The organism is Bacillus sp. FSL H7-0578 (genome assembly GCF_038630855.1).
GTDB lineage: Bacteria > Bacillota > Bacilli > Bacillales > Bacillaceae > Bacillus > Bacillus safensis.
In genome coordinates this window covers 1,820,460-1,838,577 of the sequence record NZ_CP152045.1, presented here as the reverse complement: position 1 = coordinate 1,838,577, position 18,118 = coordinate 1,820,460, and the positions used below count along the sequence as shown (strand labels likewise).

Annotated in this window: 17 protein-coding genes; 8 read left to right on the top strand and 9 right to left on the bottom strand. The window is 42.2% G+C overall.

What is annotated here, in order from left to right:
• Positions 1-157 precede the first annotated feature (157 nt).
• Positions 158-1,177, top strand: a complete 1,020-nt coding sequence (locus MHB41_RS09305; RefSeq protein WP_024427753.1) for an LLM class flavin-dependent oxidoreductase — start codon at positions 158-160, stop codon at positions 1,175-1,177.
• 38 nt (positions 1,178-1,215) lie between these two features.
• Here MHB41_RS09305 and MHB41_RS09300 read toward each other — a convergent pair whose 3' ends face one another.
• Positions 1,216-1,836: a GPR1/FUN34/YaaH family transporter gene (locus MHB41_RS09300; protein ID WP_024425703.1), complete on the bottom strand. Its 621-nt coding sequence runs from the start codon at positions 1,834-1,836 to the stop codon at positions 1,216-1,218.
• Positions 1,837-1,978: 142 nt separating this feature from the next.
• On the opposite strand from MHB41_RS09300, the gene MHB41_RS09295 reads away from it, so the two are divergent.
• Positions 1,979-2,800, top strand: a complete 822-nt coding sequence (locus MHB41_RS09295) for a uroporphyrinogen-III synthase (protein ID WP_046311372.1) — start codon at positions 1,979-1,981, stop codon at positions 2,798-2,800.
• 38 nt (positions 2,801-2,838) lie between these two features.
• On the opposite strand, the gene MHB41_RS09290 is transcribed toward MHB41_RS09295, so the two are convergent.
• The gene (locus tag MHB41_RS09290) at positions 2,839-3,441 is read right to left on the bottom strand and encodes a DedA family protein (RefSeq protein WP_034284052.1); all 603 of its coding nucleotides are present in this window, start codon (positions 3,439-3,441) and stop codon (positions 2,839-2,841) included.
• Positions 3,442-3,763: 322 nt separating this feature from the next.
• Between MHB41_RS09290 and MHB41_RS09285 the strand changes: the two genes are divergently transcribed.
• Together MHB41_RS09285 and MHB41_RS09280 are read left to right on the top strand one after the other, a co-directional pair.
• On the top strand, positions 3,764-3,994 hold the full coding sequence (locus MHB41_RS09285; RefSeq protein ID WP_034284049.1) for an excisionase family DNA-binding protein: 231 nt from the start codon (positions 3,764-3,766) through the stop codon (positions 3,992-3,994).
• A gap of 501 nt (positions 3,995-4,495) precedes the next feature.
• Complete coding sequence (locus tag MHB41_RS09280) at positions 4,496-5,059, top strand: hypothetical protein (RefSeq protein ID WP_255290974.1); 564 nt, start codon at positions 4,496-4,498, stop codon at positions 5,057-5,059.
• A gap of 6 nt (positions 5,060-5,065) precedes the next feature.
• Here MHB41_RS09280 and MHB41_RS09275 read toward each other — a convergent pair whose 3' ends face one another.
• From MHB41_RS09275 to MHB41_RS09250, 6 genes are all read right to left on the bottom strand, one after another.
• Positions 5,066-6,166: a Ger(x)C family spore germination protein gene (locus tag MHB41_RS09275; RefSeq protein WP_046311370.1), complete on the bottom strand. Its 1,101-nt coding sequence runs from the start codon at positions 6,164-6,166 to the stop codon at positions 5,066-5,068.
• Positions 6,163-7,263 (bottom strand): GerAB/ArcD/ProY family transporter, encoded by a 1,101-nt coding sequence (locus MHB41_RS09270; RefSeq protein WP_041117651.1) that lies wholly within the window; start codon positions 7,261-7,263, stop codon positions 6,163-6,165. The genes MHB41_RS09275 and MHB41_RS09270 overlap by 4 nt, the downstream gene beginning before the upstream one ends.
• A 12-nt stretch (positions 7,264-7,275) precedes the next feature.
• Entirely contained in the window at positions 7,276-8,760 is a 1,485-nt protein-coding gene (locus tag MHB41_RS09265; RefSeq protein WP_251232081.1) for a spore germination protein, read from the bottom strand.
• Positions 8,761-8,832: 72 nt separating this feature from the next.
• Complete coding sequence (locus tag MHB41_RS09260) at positions 8,833-10,173, bottom strand: (Fe-S)-binding protein (RefSeq protein WP_268437421.1); 1,341 nt, start codon at positions 10,171-10,173, stop codon at positions 8,833-8,835.
• Complete coding sequence (gene glcD / locus MHB41_RS09255) at positions 10,170-11,579, bottom strand: glycolate oxidase subunit GlcD (protein ID WP_268437433.1); 1,410 nt, start codon at positions 11,577-11,579, stop codon at positions 10,170-10,172. The genes MHB41_RS09260 and glcD overlap by 4 nt, the downstream gene beginning before the upstream one ends.
• 78 nt (positions 11,580-11,657) lie before the next feature.
• The gene (locus MHB41_RS09250) at positions 11,658-12,791 is read right to left on the bottom strand and encodes a sugar diacid recognition domain-containing protein (RefSeq protein WP_326847906.1); all 1,134 of its coding nucleotides are present in this window, start codon (positions 12,789-12,791) and stop codon (positions 11,658-11,660) included.
• Between the two features lie 125 nt (positions 12,792-12,916).
• Here MHB41_RS09250 and MHB41_RS09245 point away from each other — a divergent pair, with 125 nt between their 5' ends.
• Positions 12,917-13,495 (top strand): branched-chain amino acid aminotransferase, encoded by a 579-nt coding sequence (locus MHB41_RS09245; RefSeq protein WP_224426465.1) that lies wholly within the window; start codon positions 12,917-12,919, stop codon positions 13,493-13,495.
• 17 nt (positions 13,496-13,512) lie between these two features.
• Here the strand turns inward: MHB41_RS09245 and MHB41_RS09240 are convergent, their stop codons facing one another.
• Entirely contained in the window at positions 13,513-14,277 is a 765-nt protein-coding gene (locus MHB41_RS09240; protein ID WP_120206904.1) for a DeoR/GlpR family DNA-binding transcription regulator, read from the bottom strand.
• 150 nt (positions 14,278-14,427) lie between these two features.
• Here MHB41_RS09240 and MHB41_RS09235 point away from each other — a divergent pair, with 150 nt between their 5' ends.
• From MHB41_RS09235 to MHB41_RS09225, 3 genes are all read left to right on the top strand, one after another.
• A complete protein-coding gene (locus tag MHB41_RS09235; RefSeq protein ID WP_025093168.1) occupies positions 14,428-15,234 on the top strand; it encodes a tyrosine-protein phosphatase in 807 nt (268 codons plus the stop codon).
• Positions 15,235-15,258: 24 nt separating this feature from the next.
• Entirely contained in the window at positions 15,259-16,800 is a 1,542-nt protein-coding gene (locus MHB41_RS09230) for a family 10 glycosylhydrolase (RefSeq protein WP_111927476.1), read from the top strand.
• A 136-nt stretch (positions 16,801-16,936) separates the two neighbouring features.
• Complete coding sequence (locus MHB41_RS09225) at positions 16,937-18,079, top strand: acyl-CoA dehydrogenase family protein (protein WP_111927475.1); 1,143 nt, start codon at positions 16,937-16,939, stop codon at positions 18,077-18,079.
• The last annotated feature ends 39 nt before the right edge of the window (positions 18,080-18,118 follow it).

Here is an 18,118-nt window from a genome sequence, read left to right as displayed (position 1 = left end):
TTCATTCTATGTGCAAATTTTCAAATTGGAAGTAAAACCTAGAAAATCATCATTTCGAAAATCATCGAATCAAATCATTTAAATCTTTCATTGATTTGTGTTATGGTGTTGAAAGTATAAAATAGTATGATTTTTGACAGAAATGGGGACATCATATATGAGTCAATCAGTTTTACAAGGCAAAGCCTATTCCGTTTTAAATTTATCCTCAGTGACAGAAGGAGGTACCATTAAAGAATCTTTTGATCGTAGTATGGATTTAGCAAAGAAGGCGGAGAAGTGGGGTTATCATAGATACTGGCTGGCAGAACACCATAACATGGAAGGGGTAGCGAGCTCTGCAACGTCTGTTTTAATTGGATATATTGCGGGAGGAACCGAAAAGATTCGAGTAGGATCTGGCGGGATTATGCTGCCAAACCACTCTTCACTTGTCATTGCCGAACAATTTGGCACACTTGAGACATTGTATCCGGGGAGAATTGATTTAGGTCTTGGCAGAGCACCAGGGACAGATCAGTTAACAGCAAGAGCACTTAGACGTAATCTTCATAACGGAGAAGATTTCCCTGAGCAGCTTGAAGAACTTCGTCAATATTTCAAACCGACAGGTCAGGTTAAAAAACATGTAAGAGCTGTTCCAGGGGAAGGCCTGGACATTCCAATTTGGCTCCTTGGTTCAAGCGGTTTTAGCGCTAGACTTGCAGGAGAACTTGGATTGCCATTTGCCTTTGCAGCACACTTCTCACCTAAAAATACAATTCCCGCATTAGAGTTGTACAGACAGTCATTTAGACCTTCTGATGTATTAAAAGAGCCTTATGCCATGGTCGGTGTGACGGTTTTTGCTGCAGATCAAACAGAACGGGCTGAATATTTGGCAACCTCTCATTATCAGCGGTTTTTAAGTCTCATTCGCAACACACCAGGAAAACTGAAGGCGCCTGTCGACAGCATGGATGGTCTTTGGAGTCCATATGAAAAAGCGATGGTGGATGAACAATTAAGCTCGACTATCATTGGGGATAAAGAAAAGGTGAAAACAGAATTAGAAGCCTTTATAGAAGCTACTCAAGCAGATGAAGTGATGATTAATTCGGATATGTTTGACCATCAAGAAAGAATGCGCTCGTATGAAATCATCGGAGAGATTTTTCAAGAGGCACAAGAAAAATAAACATAAAAAAAGAACTGCACAGAGCAGTTCTTTTTTATTTAAGCTTTTGTAAAAATGCGAAATGGTTGTCCGATTGGCAGAACAATACGGCCAAAATGTGTATTAAGAACAACAGCTGCAGAACCATAAAATGAAAGCAGGGAAATGATCAATTCTGCAATACCAGCCATGGTATGAGTCACATCATACATCACACCAAATGTACTAAGGGAAAGACCAATGAATAAGAAATCAATAAAGACGAAAATCAAAAATAACACTTTATGTGTTTCCATTGCACCAATCGTCATAAACAAGCTGAAAATCAAATAGCCAATAAACGCAAAGCCTAGCTGTTTTGGATCTGCTGCTCCCGCAAGCGTTTTCCCAAAGACGCCGGCTTGAATGAGCCAAGTTGTTCCAACGCCCATCCAGAAAAGACCGAATGCGCCAAAAGCAGTGGCTCCAAAAATATTATGATGCTTTGAATCTTGTATGGACGCGATCAGCTGCGCGATTCCTCCAAGGAAGATAGCCCAAGGTAAAATAAGGGAAGTGCCATCTGTGATTCCTAGTTTTTGTGAGGACGCAACGAGCGTCACCATTGCTAAACCAAACAAACCAAGTGGTGTTGGGTCTGCAATTGATAATCGAATTGCTTGAACATTCTGTTTTTCCATAATGACCTCCTACAATTTGCACTTACAAAAGATACTCGAATTCGATAGAAACGTCAAGCTCTTTTTTAGTAGACACTTGCATCGTCTTCCAAATAAATCTATATTTAATACATATCAAATGTGATAGAAAAAGAGGGATAAAATGAGGAAGGGCTTATCTGGAAAAACGATTGCCATTTGTGGAACGAGAAAAACAGAAGAAATGCGTACACTTGTCGAAAAGCAAGGGGGACAAGCCGTTATTCGTTCTCTTCAAGGAACCGTATTTTTAGCCAAAGAGGAATTAAAGCCAGGCATAGAAACCTTTGTGAAACAAGGGGCCGACTGGGTGATCTTGACAACAGGCATCGGTACAGATACATTGATTGAGAGTGCAGAAGAGCTGCAGCTTGGTAAAGAATTTATGAACATTCTATCAAATGCCCATATTGCTTCAAGAGGGTACAAAACCTTTGCTGCTTTGAAAAAACGCGGAATTCAGCCTGAGCTCTCTGATGAAGACGGTACAGTTCGTGACTTGATTTCAAAGCTTGAAGACAAGGAATTTCAAGGCAAACGTGTGATGGTGCAGCTTCATGGTGAAAATGCACCAGCTCTCATTCAGTTTTTACATGAAAAAGGGGCAGATGTTTTGCCGCTTTTACCATATCAGCACACACCTCCTGAACCAGAGGCAGCTGAAACGCTGCTGAAAGAAATGAAAGATGGACAAGTACATGCCGTTTGTTTTACAACCGCTGTCCAAGTTCACGCCTTTTTCAAACTAGCTGCAGAATGGGGAAGAAAAGAAGAATTGCAAGCATTATTCGAGCAGCACGTGCTTGCAGTAGCAGTCGGGAAAGTCACTGCTGAAGCTTTAAAAGAAGAGGGAATAGACCGAATTCTTGCCCCGTCACTTGAGAGAATGGGTGCAATGATAATAGAGCTATCCCGATATATGGAAAAACAATCAGCACACTCATAAAAAAACGCCTTTCACCAGATCAGTGAAAGGCGTTTTGGTTAGATTGTCCGTTTTCGATTCGTCCGAATTTTTTTGAGTACAAAGTAGAGAACAATCAGGACAATGGCAATGACCATAATAGGGGTTGTATAAGCATGAGCAACACTTTGAATATGATCCCATTTTGTCCCAAGCTGCATGCCAAGATAGATAAATAAGATAGACCAAGGGATGGCAGCTAATCCTGTCAAGAAAACGAATTTCAAAAAAGGCATCTTGGCAATACCCGCTGGAATCGAGATGGCATGACGGACAACAGGGATAAAGCGGGCGGTAAAGACTACACCGGTTCCATACCGGTCAAACCAGCGCTCTGCAGTCGCGATATGATGTTCATGGATGAACAAATACTTTCCATACTTTGTTAAAAAAGGTCTTCCGCCGTACAGACCGATCCAGTAAATAAAACACTGGGCGAGCGTACCACCGATGACGCCGGCAATCACAGCTCCTACAAAACCAATTGTGCCTGTTGACACCATATATCCGCCATAGGCAAGTACAATTTCACTCGGAATGATTTCAATCATCAGCCCTAGTGCTACACCTACATAACCAAGGCTTGTCAGCCAGGTTAAAATTTCATTAAAAAAGGTTCCCATTCATTTCACTCTGCCTTTAAATACGATTTTTCTTCAAGCATCCTTATAAGAGCCTATGCTTGTTTTGCTTTTCTCATGAGTATGCTTTCTATATATGCCAGCATGGCTTGCGGCTCATACAGACACCACTGAACCTGGCTTTTTCATCAAGTCTATGTTAAAAAGCTCTCGTCTAGCAGATTTTATCATACCATATTTGCCGGCATTTAGACGATCTACTTGCTATGTGAAAAATAGTCACCATAAAAGAATAGGCTGCATCCGTTTTTTCAGCAGAACATGATATAATTTGCTAGATGAAACGAACGGGTGGTGCACAAACATGTATTTAACAATTGCAGAAACAGCTGAATACTTGGAAGTATCAGAAGCGTATATTAAAAAATTAATCCAGCAAAAAAAGATCCGTTACGTATTTGACGGGGAATCTTATCTTATTTATCAAGGGCAGTTTCAAACGCATTTAAAGCAGCTCGAACAATATAAAGAGCTCGTCCAAGAGATCTTAAATGAACCGATTCCGGAAGACCCCGATGTAAAGGATGAAGATTAGAATATTGTCATTTTTTCAATTGATTCAACATGGATCAATGTAGAAAGAATAATCTTTATATTAACTTATGCTCAAATGGTTTCCGCTCTTTCTCGAATGACAATCATTAGCAGTAAAAGGAAGTGAAAATGGTGGGGACAACTACTTTATGTGAAGCCTGTCAAAAAAACGAAATGAATGTTGTAGAAGCGTCTGATGAACCGAAACAGCCTTATCACTTAGCCGTTCTCCGTTCTCCATTCTCCTAACCAATTTTTACTGCACGATGATTTTTATGGAGAGGACGGACAGGCTTTCCAATCAGAGAAGGACGTCATCGTCACCAAAAGTGAGAAAGCACCAACATTACACGTCGTTAGGCATGATTTGGCGTCTTTAATAGACTTTTCAATTACTAGATGGTTTCTTGAGGATGATGTCATCGATGCGCTGAAACAGCACGACCGGCAAAAAATCTTGGATTCTGTTCATAGTAGGTTTTATGAAACGGAGCATGCCGAAGTGAAATCACGAATGTTAGAAATCGCAGCTGATGTTCTAGGTACAGTTGCCGCTGAATGGGTAAGAGAACTTTTGGATCAGGCGGACGAAGAATTCCTTTATCCGCTTTTGTGGGCAGCAGCCAGCTGTTTGCCAGAAGATGAGGGATTACACCATATATTGAAAAAAATGAAATCGATCAGTGAAAAAGAATTGCCGTTAGAGGCTTTTATTTGCCTGCACCGTTTCCGTTCTCACAAAATATTGGATTGGATGGAGTCAAATTGCACCCATTTTCACGATCAGTGGGGAAGGCTGGCAGCCGTCAGCTGTCCAACCTGGGAAAGAATGAAATCTTGGCTAAACAAAGGAAGACCTTTCTGCTTCATTGCACTAGATACAATGGCAAACTGTGCAAAAGGGAATGGACCGGCTCTTGTGGAACAATTTTCACCTAAAATCCTTAAAACTGATAAAAATGAAGTAGAGAAGATTTTACATGATGTTAATCAAAAAGATCAGGTTCCACGAGTGAAAATGAAAGTGTCCAAAATCTTGGAGAACAAACAAGACATATTTGAATAAGCCCTTTTATTGGCTGACTCCCGTTTGAACAATTTTCATGCGGCATTTCACTTTTACATCCGCATCAGGATAAATGTCTTGCCATTTTTCTGGTGTCATTGCCTTGTCTTTTGATCTATATCTAAGGCCCAGTCCAAGCGGGTCTATGTTTTGCTTTTTAAAGGACTGTACAAGATCTTCTCCTTGCTGAGTGATACGTTTTTCAACTTCTTTTTCGACTTGGTCCAATATATTCGGTTTATCGATTTTTTTGGACTTCATGAATTCTTTTAATTCGCCTTTTAGTTTGATATCTATCGTGATATGAGGCTTTTTTGTTAGGTTTTTCGTCGGTTTGATCTGGTAAGACACATGTGATTTGATATTTTCAATGACAACATGAGTCTTCGCTCGATCTTGCAATTGAAACTCATAGATGCCATTTTTATGATTTTCAATCATCGCTTTAAATGTGAACGTGTCTTCTCCTGGAATATGACCCACCATTTTTTCTTGATCAAATAGAGCAACGCCCGAGACCTTGATGGCATTGCTTGTTCTTTCAATGTAAGGGAGATAAGCATCGACCCCTTTTGCCATCATCTGATTCATAAAAATATGCTGATTTGTGACTGGCTCATTGCCATTTCGCATATTTTGCGCTAACAGATCAGAGAGATATACACCTATATTTAAGTTCGTTTGATTCATTTTTGTGTATAATAATTCTTCGACTTCTCCGCCAACAATCGCAAACACTTGGCGTGAACCAATAATAGGATCACGATAAATGTAATTCATTAAATCGATCATGCCGACTTCTTTTGCTAACTTTTCACTGACTAAAATAACGAGCACCTGGCCCATAACCACCGGAAAAGGCGATTTTTCTGACACGAGAAATTGGATATTACTAATCGTGTTTGACTTTGCACTTAATATTTGATAGCTGCCTTGCTCTTCACTTTTAAAGACGGGAAAGACAAAAAAGCCCTTCATTTCGCCATCTTCCATTAAATCAAATCCTGCCGCCTGAGAGATATTTAATTCATCTAATAGCCGGGGCTGTGCACAGCTAGTTAACAAAAGACTAAACAACATAAGACCTATGAGTACATACTGTTTCATGTTCGTTTTTTCACCCACCTTTTTTTCAGCATCAGTCCAATGACCATACAGACAATCAATCCATAGATCAGAATGAATCCGCTATATTCCACCCATTGATTAAAGGTTTCAAAAGAAGTTGCACCGGCAAAAAACGAAAACATGATCAGAATGAGAATGCTGAGACCGATTAAATTGACGCGCTGGCTTGTATGAAATACTTGTTTCGCCATTCGGCTCGCAGCCCATAATGGAATCGCGATATTTGGAATAATAAGAAGCAGCCAAAGAGACACTTCAATAAATTCAAAGCGCTGAATGAAGGGAAGTTTCACAATGCTTGTTAACGTCAATGTTGGCCATTTTGTTAATTTAAGCTGAGCACTCGAATAATACGCAATGGATACGAGAAAGACAAGTAAATTTAAGCATGTCGTGAATAATGCTCCCATGTGGGCAAATTTTTGTGACGTTTGTGCTTTTTTAATAAAGGGATAATAGACAAGCAGCGTTCCAAAACCAAACATGGGTAAGGAGGCATCTTTGAGACCCATTACCAGCTGCGAGAATGTATGATCAAACATTGGAAACATAAAGCGAATGTGACTATATTTCATGACGTAAAAGCAAATAAACGTCATCCAATATGTGAGTATAATGCTAAAAAACGCCCATCCTGCAATGGTTCTAAAGCCGCCGGTATGAATGTAATACACTAGCACAAGCAGTACAGCAGCAAACAAAAAACCCGGAATTTCTTTAAACAGCCACACATGGATTACATCCATATAATGGACGAGGACAGTAAGCGACAAACATGAAAAGTATAAGATGTAGAGAATATTGAATAATTGCCCAATCCATTTACCAAATACGAATTTTGTAATATGAACAAATTCATCCGAAGGAGCCTTTTTAAACATCAAGTAAATCAGAAAGATCATCACATTGACACTGATGCCAGAAATTAGAATGGCGATCCATCCGTCATTATTCATGGAACGGACAAGGTTCGTTTGAAAGTTTAAAATGCCGACACCTACTTGATTGGCATTAATGAGAAAAAACACAAAAAAAGGGGATATTTGAAATTTCTCTTTGACAGAAGAAGAGCTCATGCCTTCACTTCCTTATTCATAAAAATCATTTTTCCCCTTCCGGCCTTGCTTAGGCTTTGGCTGGTGAATGGTTCTATTTTGTCCGCGTAAATTATCCGGCCTTTTATTCAAAAAGCGAAGCTGAGGGCGAATCAAACTGCTCTTTAAATCAGCTAGACGAGGTGGATAAATGGGTTCAAGGTATGGCTGCCCAATAGAGGTTAATTTCATCAAATGGGTGATCAGAAAAGCGCCCATCAGTGAAATTCCTAAGGCTCCCCAAACCTGTGCTGCAAATAGAAAAGGGAACCTCAAAAGCCGGATGGCATTTCCCATTTTATAGATCGGGGTGACAAAGGAAGCTAGAGCAGACAATGCCACAATAATCAGCAGGATATTACTTGTTAAGCCCGCTGCCACCGCCGCCTGTCCAATGACGATCCCGCCAACAATCCCGAGTGTTTGTCCTACCTTTGTCGGAAGCCTGGATCCAGCCTCTCTTAGTAATTCAATCGAAATCTCTAAAAATAGTGCCTCAATGATCGGAGGAAATGGCACAAGATAGCGCGAGGACACAATGGTTTCTAATAAATCCTTTGGGATCAGCTCATAATGAAAGGTTAAAACGGCGACATATAAAGGTGTCGCAAAAATGGAAAATATCACAGCAAATATGCGTAACAGCCTAAAGCAAGAAGCCGCAATCCATGACATATTGTAGTCTTCCATCGTGGAAAAATACTCAAGTAAAATAGTTGGGGCAAGCAAGACATGAGGCGAACCATCAACTAATATGGCAATTTTCCCTTCTGATAAGCCTGAAGACACGCGGTCGGGTCTTTCTGTATTCAAAAACAACGGAAAGATCGTATTGGATACATCATAAAGCATTTGAGCGAGGTAATTCGCATCTAAAATCTGATCATAATCAACGTCCTCAATTCGTTGAAGAACCGTTTCGATGTTTTCCGGGTTGGCGATTTCTTCAATATATAACACGGCAACTTTTGTTTGAGAGAGCGTACCAACCGTCTTTTCCTCAACTTTCAGGTTAGGCGTCGGCAGCCGCCGTCTGACCAAATTTAAATTGGTATCTAAAACCTCCACAAATGCTTCCTGTGCACTGATAATCCCAAATTCAATTTCAGGCGGACCTATTTGTCTGCCTTTCTTTTCTTCAATCGGCAAGAGAAGCGTTTTGCCCCAGTCTGTCTCAAGTCTAATCGCAATGCTGCCCCGGTGAAGGGCTTCTTGCACTTTTTGAAGATCGCTCGTGATGACAGCCTTCTCAATGGGAATTCGTTCTTTCAGCTCTTCAAGAGTGGGTGACAGGTGCAGTTGTTTGAGGGAGGGGAGAATTTGTTCATGTAGAAGATGTCCATTAATCAATGAACGAAAAAAGGAAATCCTATACAGAAAGTCTCCATTTCGAGACAGCTCATTTGTAAAATCAGCAGAACGTGACAATGCTTCAAATACTGAATTCGGGTCCTTTTGTTGTTTGTTTTTCTTCAGCATTTGGACCAGCTCCTTCGGCGATTTGCCTCTATTATCTAACCGATTGTCTAAAGATATGCATGAAAAAAGCGTTCAGCTTGATGGGCTGGACGCTTTTTTTCCATATAGAACGGCTTCTAATAATAAATCAGCTAGATGGACGGCACGCATGCTCGGTGAGTGCCCTGAGCGTTTGATGCCTGCTGCCATTTGCAGCTGACAGCCTGGATTAGACGTAACGATGGCAGCGGCCTTTGTTTGAGTGGCTTCTGTCATTTTATGATCTAAAATTTGCATCGACATCTTTGGCTGCAAGATGTTGTAAATGCCAGCTGAGCCGCAGCACCGGCCCGAATCCTTCATTTCTTTAAATGATACACCTTGAATGGCCTTCATCAGCACCCTTGGTGCATGCTGTACGCCCATTCCGTTCCGCAAATGACAAGAATCCTGATAGGTGATGACCTGCTCTGGCAAAGCAAGCGGCATGCGGCGGTGAAATTCCAGCTCCACTAAAATGTCTGATATATCCGTGATTTTCTTTGAGAAGGCTTCACTTCGCTTTTGAAAATCCGGATTATCGCAAAGCAAATGATCATAATCACTTAAAAAAGCACCACAACCGCCTGCATTCATGACTATGGCATCCGCATCTATCTCTTCAAACGCTTCAATATTCCGCTTTGCTAACTGTTTCGCTTGTTCTTTTTCACCGCTATGGCCATGGAGCGCTCCGCAGCACGTCTGAATAGGAGGGACGATGACGTCACAGCCTGCCAGCTGCAAAAGCTGGATGGTCGCTTCGTTTGTGCTGGAAAAAACGGTGTCCATTAAACAGCCAGTAAAAAAGGCGACCCGTATTCTCGTTGGGCCGGCGGCTTTGTATTCCGTCAAACGGCTTTTTCGTTGACGCGGCACCTTTGGGAGCGCCTGTTCCATCAGGCGTAAATGCGGTGGAAGCACCTTCAGCATGCCAGTTTTGCGGGCAGCCGTTTGCAGACCAGATGTTTGATAAAAACGAAGAAGTCCTGCTGCTTTCCGCATTCGGCTTTGTGAAGGAAAAAGACCTTTAAACACGACACGTCTTACAAGTTTGACAGGGATGGATTGTTTTTTGTGCTGCTGAATGATGTCTCTTGCATCTTCAAGTAACCGTCCATATTTAACGCCGGAAGGGCAGACCGGTTCACATGCACGGCAGCCAAGACAAAGATTCAGTGAATGCTCGACATCTTCATCTGGCTCAATGACGCCGTCTCTCACCGCCTTCATTAAAGCAATTCGGCCGCGGGGAGAGTGTGTTTCTTGTTGACCAGATTCAATATAAGTCGGACAGGAAGGAAGGCAGAATCCGCAGCGCATGCAATTGAGCAGCTCTTTTTCGTCCATTTGCTGCTGAAATGCTTGCTGAATCTCTGTTTGTTTAGAACTCATGAGACCACCACCCGCTTTCTTGCGGCTTTTCCGAACACTTTATCAGGGTTCATGATATTTTCCGGGTCTAGCGCATGTTTGATCGCTTTCATTGCCGCAATGCCTTCTTTTTTAACCTTCAGTTCTAAGTAAGGGGCTTTCATAAGACCCACGCCATGTTCACCCGTAATGGTGCCGCCAAGTGAGACTGCTTTTTCAAAAATGGCCTGAAAGGCTTCTTCCACCCGTTTCATTTCTTCTTCATTTCTTGCATCTGTTGCACAAGTAGGATGCAAATTGCCATCACCTGCATGACCAAATGTACAGATTTTCACTTTGTACTGCTTCGCAATGTCTTCGATCGCCCGCACCATGCTGGCAATTTCAGACCGGGGAACTGTGGCATCTTCTAAAATGGTCGTCGGGCTTAAGCGGGCGAGGGCAGATAAAGCGGATCGTCTCGCTGTTAAAAGTGCATTTGCCTCTTCTTCAGAATGTGCGATATTCACTTCTTTTGCACCATGCTGCTGACACACTTTTGCGATGCGCTGCATATCACGGGCAACCGCTTCAGGATGGCCGTCTTGTTCGATTAACAGCACCGCTTGAACGTCAGTCGGCAAACCGATTTTTGCAAAGTCTTCAACGACTTCCAGAGTCGGCTGATCCATAAATTCTAATGTGGCGGGGATGATACGCTCTGCAATAATCGCTGACACTGAAGCGGCGGCTTCCTCTAAACTTTCATATAAGCAAAGTATCGTTTGTTTTGTTTCTGGAAGCGGCAAAAGCTTTAGCGTGGCTTCAGTGACAATCCCGAGCGTTCCTTCTGAACCTACGAACAAACGGGTCATATCATACCCGGCCACGTCCTTTGCAAGCTTGCCGCCTGTTTTGATGATGTCACCGTTTGGCAGAACGACTTCAAGTCCAAGGACATAATCTCTCGTCACTCCATACTTTAACCCCCGGAGACCACCTGAATTTTCATTAATATTTCCGCCTAATGTAGAGATTTTCATAGAGCTTGGATCAGGTGGATAGAAGAGGCCTTTCGCCTCTACTTGGCGAATAAGTTCCTGTGTGATCAAACCAGGCTGCACCGTTGCTGTCAGGTTTTCTTCATCTATTTCTATTAATTGGTTCATTCTTGTAAACAGCAGCACAAGTCCGCCTTGAGTGGGACATGTGCCTGCACAAAGGTTCGTTCCTGATCCTCTTGGCACGATCGGTATGTTATATGAGGCGCAGAGCCGGACAATTTGCTGGATTTCCTCAGCCGTATGCGGGCTTACGATGACATCTGGCATATGCTGAAAATTTGGTGTTGCATCATAAGAGTAGGCAAGCCGATCGGCTTTACTGTCCTGCATGTAAGACGCGCCAACAATCTTTTTTAATTGATTTAAAAATTCAGAATGTAATATACGCATTCAACTCCTATTGATGAGACGTATCGTTTCTTTCAGTATAAAAAAAGAATCGCCTCATGCCTATGGACGATTCTACAAAATATCGGGCTGTTCACTTCGTTTTTTTGGATCATCATCTAATAGCATGAAGGCTAAATAAAAGAGCATGGCATCTTGCATGCGCTTTGGATCAAGTGTCGTTAAATCTTGGATTCGTTTTAGCCTGTAATGCAGTGTATTGATATGGACATGCATCGCTTCTGCGGTATATTTCAATGAACAATCTGAGGTCATGAGTACCCGCAATGTTTTCACTAATTCAGGATAGGGAAGAAGAGGGGCGATCGTTCGATCAAGAAACACTTCTTTTGTTTCCTGACTTACTTCCTCCATAAAAAGTTCGAGCGTTAAATCTTCATCAAATACAATCGGCGTATCAGCATGTGCCATTTTTAATGCTCGAAAGGCTTGTTGAAACGATTGCTTCATCAAATGAGCAGCTGCTGGTTTTCCCGCCCCAATCAAAACCCCGGGAGAGCTCCGCGCCGTAAGGGAGGCATGGATGTGAAACAGGCGCTGCTGCAGGGCTTTACGATCATCTGCTGTTGTTTGCAGCATGAGTAAAAAGCGGCCATGCCCCCAGCGGACGATGATCTCCTGGCTGTTGAGATGCAGCGTTTCCTTCAATTCTTTGTATTGATTCTGCTTCATAAACGATTCAGCCTGACAATCGATCAGAACAACTGCGCGCTCCTTGTTGATATCAAGCTGAAGCCGCGACGCTTTTTCAGTGAGATCAATCGCTGTCTCTGGCAGATGAAGCCAGTCGAATACAAACGCTTCGAGCTGACGTTCATCCGTTTCAGTTTCTTGAAAAAATTCATGTTCATGAATAAGCAGCTCGGTCATTTTTCTTAATATTTCGCCAAAAGGAGACACATGTACAGGATCTCCTGTCATTCCAATGACCCCGATGACCTCTTGCTTAAAATAAATAGGCAGATTGATGCCAGCTTTGACGCCTTTCATGTGCTGCTGGTCATCCTTTGTGAGAATTCGTTTCTGTCCTTCAACAGATGTCAGATACGCTCCTTCATGAAATTGTCCAACGCGCGCTGGATCTGTTGCTGCAATGATGGTGCCGTTTGTTTGTGCGATGATGATTTCCTCAGTCAGCACCTTTTTAACCTCATCTACGATTTTTTCTGCCAGTGTCATTGTGAGCAAAACGTACCCCTCCGAGATGTTTCTTTTGACACTATCATACCATCATATGCTGGGACATATCTTTCTTTTCATGAGTTATGCTAAAATAATAAACACACATGAAGGAGAAGAAAGGAGACATAGCCATGTCACTGCAAAATCGCTTACAAGACTTACTGAAAGAAGGACAGGCGCTGACCGGCTTTGAATATGATGAAGCGGCGCGCCGCAATTGGACATTAGAAGGGGCGAGAATAAAAGAAGAAGCACGTTTTGGCGATGTATATATAGAGCGTGTAGACAAGGAATCAGAGAACATGATTCAAACAGAAAACGCCTCATTTCTAAACACACCGCTTACATATGTGAAAAAACATCAAAAAGAATTCATTTATATCGAATCCAAGTGGTTTGATGTCGTGAAAGTGGATGGCTTGGCCATTGAATGGGATGAAGTGTTTCAAACGTATACCGTCCTATTCGGTTTAAAACGTCCTAAAAAAGACACGAATATTCTAAAGGACATGCTATCGCCATTAAATGGTGCTCAGCTTCAATTTAATGGACAAGATGGCTTATTTGATGTGAATTTGCAGCTTCTTGAGCTTGAGGATATCCACGAAGATACGGCTTTCATTGACGTCATCTCGGCCGTGTATCGATTTTTATTCCGTATGATCATACAGCTTGAAATCAATGAATCAAAAAACGGCTCAAATTCCTGAGCCGTTTTTTTGTCCATCTATTCATTTGATGAAGGCGTGACAAACCGTACATCATGCTCTTTTCCATATTGAAGATAATCTTCATTTGGCTTCTGATTGGTCACGACGATATCAATCTCGTGCAAATCACAAAACGTGGTCAAGGCGTAGTGATCGAATTTGCTATCATCCACTAATAAAAAGGTTTTGGCACTTTTTTGAACAAGCGTCTTTTTAATATCGGTTTCAAGCGGAGACGAATTCGTGACACCGTGATCAATGGATAAACCAGTTGATGCGATAAAGGCTTTATTGACATTGTAAGCTTTTAAGCGCTCAACACTTTGATAACCAACGAAAGAATTCGTTTTCCTTTCAAGCATCCCGCCAGTGGAAAAGATGGTGAGATTTTCATAAGGCATCGCCTGTGTAATGAAATCCACATTATTGGTCACAATGGTCACCTGTTTCTCCGTCAAATAGGGGAGCATCTCAAGCGTTGTCGTACCAGAATCAATAAAAATCATATCCCCGTTTTCCACAAAAGTGGCAGCCGTCTGACCGATCAATTGCTTTTTACTGAGCTGACGGATCTTTCGCTCCTGATACACCACTAACGTTGAGTGGTTCACAGCCACTCCGCCATACACTTTTTTGAGTACGCCGGACTCGACCAATGCCTGTACATCTCGGCGTATCGTGTTTTTTGAGACACCAAAATGCGCCACAAGCTCATCAAGTGAGGCAGATTCCCGGTCAAACACATACTCTTTGATTTGCTGAATCCGTTTTGTTTTTATCATACTTCATATCTCCAATCAATCCGAATGTCCTTTTTCCATTATACCAATAAATTCTCTTACATGGATTAGGTCAATTGATTCTCTTTTCTCCTTTGATATAAAAGCGTATGATAGAAAAAAGAAAGAAACCAGAAAGGAACTTTCACTTCTATGAATCAATCAAACAACCCATTTTCAAAGCTTGCGAATTTTAGAGAAGTAGGGGGGCTTCAAACAACAGATGGGATGGTGATCAAACAGGGAATGATTTATCGATCCGCAGACTTATCCCGTTTGTCGAAACAAGACATCGAGATATTCTCAGCACTCGGAATTCAAACCGTTTGTGACCTCCGTACAGCCTCAGAACGTAAATCACATCCGCCAAAGATCAAGGAACACGACAAAATCGTCCATATTCCGATGCAGCCTGACAGTAAGATGCCAAGTAAATGGACCATGTTTCGTATGCTGGTAACAGAAGGGAAGTCTCTCTCATTTACACCGATCATGAAAGAGTTATATCAAAGCATGCTGACAGAGCGTAAAGAAGAGATTCGGCAGCTGTTCACACTGCTTTCAGATCAAAGCCATTACCCGCTGATGCTTCACTGCACGAGTGGCAAGGACCGTACAGGTTTTTTATCTGCCCTGATTCAGTTGGTGGCAGGTGTACCGCAGGCTGTCGTTTTAAGTGAATACATGCGTTCCAATGAAGGCGTGCAAATGCTCGTCAGAAGGCAGGAACGATTTGTCCGATTGATGAGTTTATACCGGGTGTCAAAAGAACAAATTCAGCCGCTTGTCGGTGTGCAGCAAGATTATCTTGAAGATGTGCTGCACGAAATGCTGGAGACATACGGGAGTGCAGAGCGGTATTTAATTGAAGCCTGCAAAGTCCCTGAAGCTCAGCTCAATGAAATGAAAAACATTCTGCTTACACCATCTGCTGGCATTCCATCACAAAAAGCGGAATAAACTTAAGATGAGGTGATGCAAAACATGCTGAAAAAGATCAGTATGACAGTTTTAACACTGATGTTGATGTTTGTATTTTTATTGATTCCTTCTAGCAGTCTAGCAGCTCGTGCAGTGCCAAAAGGGAAGCTTGAGAGCACAAGAGAGATGCGCGCGGTATGGATTGCATCTGTTTATAACTTAGATTGGCCCTCAAAGAAGGGGCTGCCTGTAGCAGAGCAGAAGCAAGAGTTTATTCGTTTGTTAGACGAAATCAAAGCGATGAATATGAATGCCGTCATTATGCAAATTAAACCAACAGCAGATGCCTTTTATCCTTCAGCATACGGGCCGTGGTCAGAATATTTGACTGGAACACAAGGGAAAGATCCGGGGTACGATCCGCTTGAGTTTATGATCGAAGAAGCTCATAAACGCGGCCTTGAATTTCACGCTTGGTTTAACCCTTACCGAATCACAATGAATCATACTGATCTCAGCCGTTTGTCTGCCGATCACCCTGCAAGACAACATCCTGATTGGACGATTGCGTATGGTAATCAGCTTTATTACAATCCTGGTATTCCTGAAACTCAGGACTTCATTATCGGCGGTATAGAAGAAGTTGTGAAAAACTACGATATTGATGCAGTACATATGGATGATTATTTTTATCCATATAAAATAGCCGGTGTACCATTTCCAGATCAAGAAACGTATGAAACATATGGAAAAAAAGCATTTACTCATATAGAAGATTGGCGAAGAGATAATGTGAATCAGCTGGTGAAGCAAATCAATGACACCATTAAGAAAGAAAAACCGTATGTGAAATTTGGTATTAGTCCATTCGGGGTATGGCGCAACATAAAAGATGACCCGACTGGTTCAAACACCACTGCAGGAATGACCAACTACGATGATTTGTATGCTGATACAAGAGAGTGGATTCAGCAGCACGATATTGATTATGTTACTCCGCAAATTTACTGGAGCATCGGCTTTCAAGCTGCCGCTTATGATGTGCTGACGAAATGGTGGTCAAATGAGGTGAAAGGGGAGCCGGTTCACCTGTACATTGGGCAGGCGGCATATAAAATTAATCAAAACAGTGACCCTGCTTGGTCTGACCCGGAAGAATATTTTAGGCAGATTGAGCTGAACAGGCAGTCACAGCTTGTGCAGGGAAGCATGCATTTCAGCCTGAAGGATCTCAATCGCAACCCTTTGAATGTAAAGGATCGATTGATAGAAGAGTCATACAGCAAACCAGCTCTCATTCCAGAAATGCCTTGGCTTCATCAGAAAGCACCTAAAAAACCAATCATTCAATCTGTGAAAAAGACATCGGATGGTGCGGCTTTACAAATCAAAAATGATCCGCATTCTACCGTATCCTATTATGCGGTCTATCGATTAACAAATAAAGGAACATATGAATTGCTGCAAACGGTTAGAAAAGAAAAAGGCGCCATAACAACGATTAAAGACCTCCCAGTCAATCAAAAGAAAATGGATACTTACAAGATTACGGCTCTGAATCGTCTTCATCACGAAAGCAAGCCTTCTACAAAAATAGTGAAATAACAGAAAAAGCATGAGTGAGATTTTCTTCGTTCATGCTTTTTTTCTATTTTTTAATTTTCTGAATTCAATCAAGCTTGGCATGAAGCAGCTGCTTGATTAATAAATATGATAGAAAAGAGCTAAAGGGGGAAGCAAGATGGATTTTGAATTAACGAAAGAACAACAAATGATCCGCCAGATGGTCAAAGATTTCGCCAAAGCAGAAATTGCACCACTCGCTCAAACCATTGATAAACAGGCCGTATTCCCAGCCAAAACGTTTCAAAAAATGGGGGAGCTCGGCTTTATGGGCATCCCCTTTCCAGAGAAATACGGCGGCTCAGGAGGAGATACGATATCATATGCACTCGCTGTAGAAGAAATCGGAAAACAGTGCGGTAGTACAGGTCTTAGCTATGCTGCAGCCGTTTCCTTAGGCGCAAGCCCGCTTTATTACTTTGGTACAGAGGAACAAAAGATGGACCACCTTGTCCCGCTGGCTTCTGGAACAGCACTTGGTTCCTTCGGATTAACAGAACCAAATGCAGGGTCAGATGCAAAAGGGACGAAAACAAAAGCAGTCAAAGACGGACAAGAGTATGTCATTAGCGGGGAAAAGTGCTGGATCACAAACGCCAATTTTGCCAGAACCATTATCGTCACTGCTGTCTCGGATCAAGATGAAAACGGCCGCCCGATCATCTCCGCCTTCATTGTGGAGAAAGGGCAAAAAGGGCTGACCATTACAAATCCATATGACAAAATGGGCGTGCGCGGTTCAGATACAGCAGAAATCATTTTAGACGGTGTACGTGTACCAGCCCAGAATATTTTAGGAGACCCAGCGAAAGGCTTTAAGCAATTTTTATATACATTAGACGGGGGGCGCATTTCAATTGCTGCGTTATCAGTTGGCATCGCACAAGCTGCACTAGATGCTTCGCTCTCGCATGCAAAAGAAAGAAAGCAATTTGGGCAGACCCTTTCTTCCTTCCAAGCGATTCAATTTAAGCTGGCAGATATGGCGATGCAAATAGAGCTCGCTAGACAAATGGTTTGGAAAGCCGCTTGGCTGAAAGATCACGGCAAGCCGTTTACAAAAGAAGCTGCCTATGCCAAACTCTTCGCTTCTGAAATGGCGACAAAAGCAAGTCTTGATGCTGTTCAAATCCACGGGGGAACAGGCTACATGAAAGAATGTGGTGTAGAACGGCTTGTGAGAGATGCCAAGCTAATGGAAATTGGAGAAGGGACCTCTGAAATTCAGCGTCTAGTCATCGCAAGACAACTGTTAGCGTAATCCGATAATGAAAACGCTTACCATCAATGGAGGAGGAAA

Bases quoted from the DNA above. Each gene is read 5' to 3' on its own strand.
- MHB41_RS09260 (WP_268437421.1), bottom strand. From the start codon at position 10,173: ATGAGTTCTAAACAAACAGAGATTCAGCAAGCATTTCAGCAGCAAATG.
- MHB41_RS09230 (WP_111927476.1), top strand. From the start codon at position 15,259: ATGCTGAAAAAGATCAGTATGACAGTTTTAACACTGATGTTGATGTTT.
- MHB41_RS09270 (WP_041117651.1), bottom strand. From the start codon at position 7,263: ATGAGCTCTTCTTCTGTCAAAGAGAAATTTCAAATATCCCCTTTTTTT.
- MHB41_RS09265 (WP_251232081.1), bottom strand. From the start codon at position 8,760: ATGCTGAAGAAAAACAAACAACAAAAGGACCCGAATTCAGTATTTGAA.
- MHB41_RS09275 (WP_046311370.1), bottom strand. From the start codon at position 6,166: ATGAAACAGTATGTACTCATAGGTCTTATGTTGTTTAGTCTTTTGTTA.
- MHB41_RS09240 (WP_120206904.1), bottom strand. From the start codon at position 14,277: ATGATAAAAACAAAACGGATTCAGCAAATCAAAGAGTATGTGTTTGAC.
- MHB41_RS09305 (WP_024427753.1), top strand. From the start codon at position 158: ATGAGTCAATCAGTTTTACAAGGCAAAGCCTATTCCGTTTTAAATTTA.
- MHB41_RS09295 (WP_046311372.1), top strand. From the start codon at position 1,979: ATGAGGAAGGGCTTATCTGGAAAAACGATTGCCATTTGTGGAACGAGA.
- MHB41_RS09225 (WP_111927475.1), top strand. From the start codon at position 16,937: ATGGATTTTGAATTAACGAAAGAACAACAAATGATCCGCCAGATGGTC.
- MHB41_RS09285 (WP_034284049.1), top strand. From the start codon at position 3,764: ATGTATTTAACAATTGCAGAAACAGCTGAATACTTGGAAGTATCAGAA.
- MHB41_RS09235 (WP_025093168.1), top strand. From the start codon at position 14,428: ATGAATCAATCAAACAACCCATTTTCAAAGCTTGCGAATTTTAGAGAA.
- MHB41_RS09290 (WP_034284052.1), bottom strand. From the start codon at position 3,441: ATGGGAACCTTTTTTAATGAAATTTTAACCTGGCTGACAAGCCTTGGT.
- MHB41_RS09245 (WP_224426465.1), top strand. From the start codon at position 12,917: ATGTCACTGCAAAATCGCTTACAAGACTTACTGAAAGAAGGACAGGCG.
- MHB41_RS09300 (WP_024425703.1), bottom strand. From the start codon at position 1,836: ATGGAAAAACAGAATGTTCAAGCAATTCGATTATCAATTGCAGACCCA.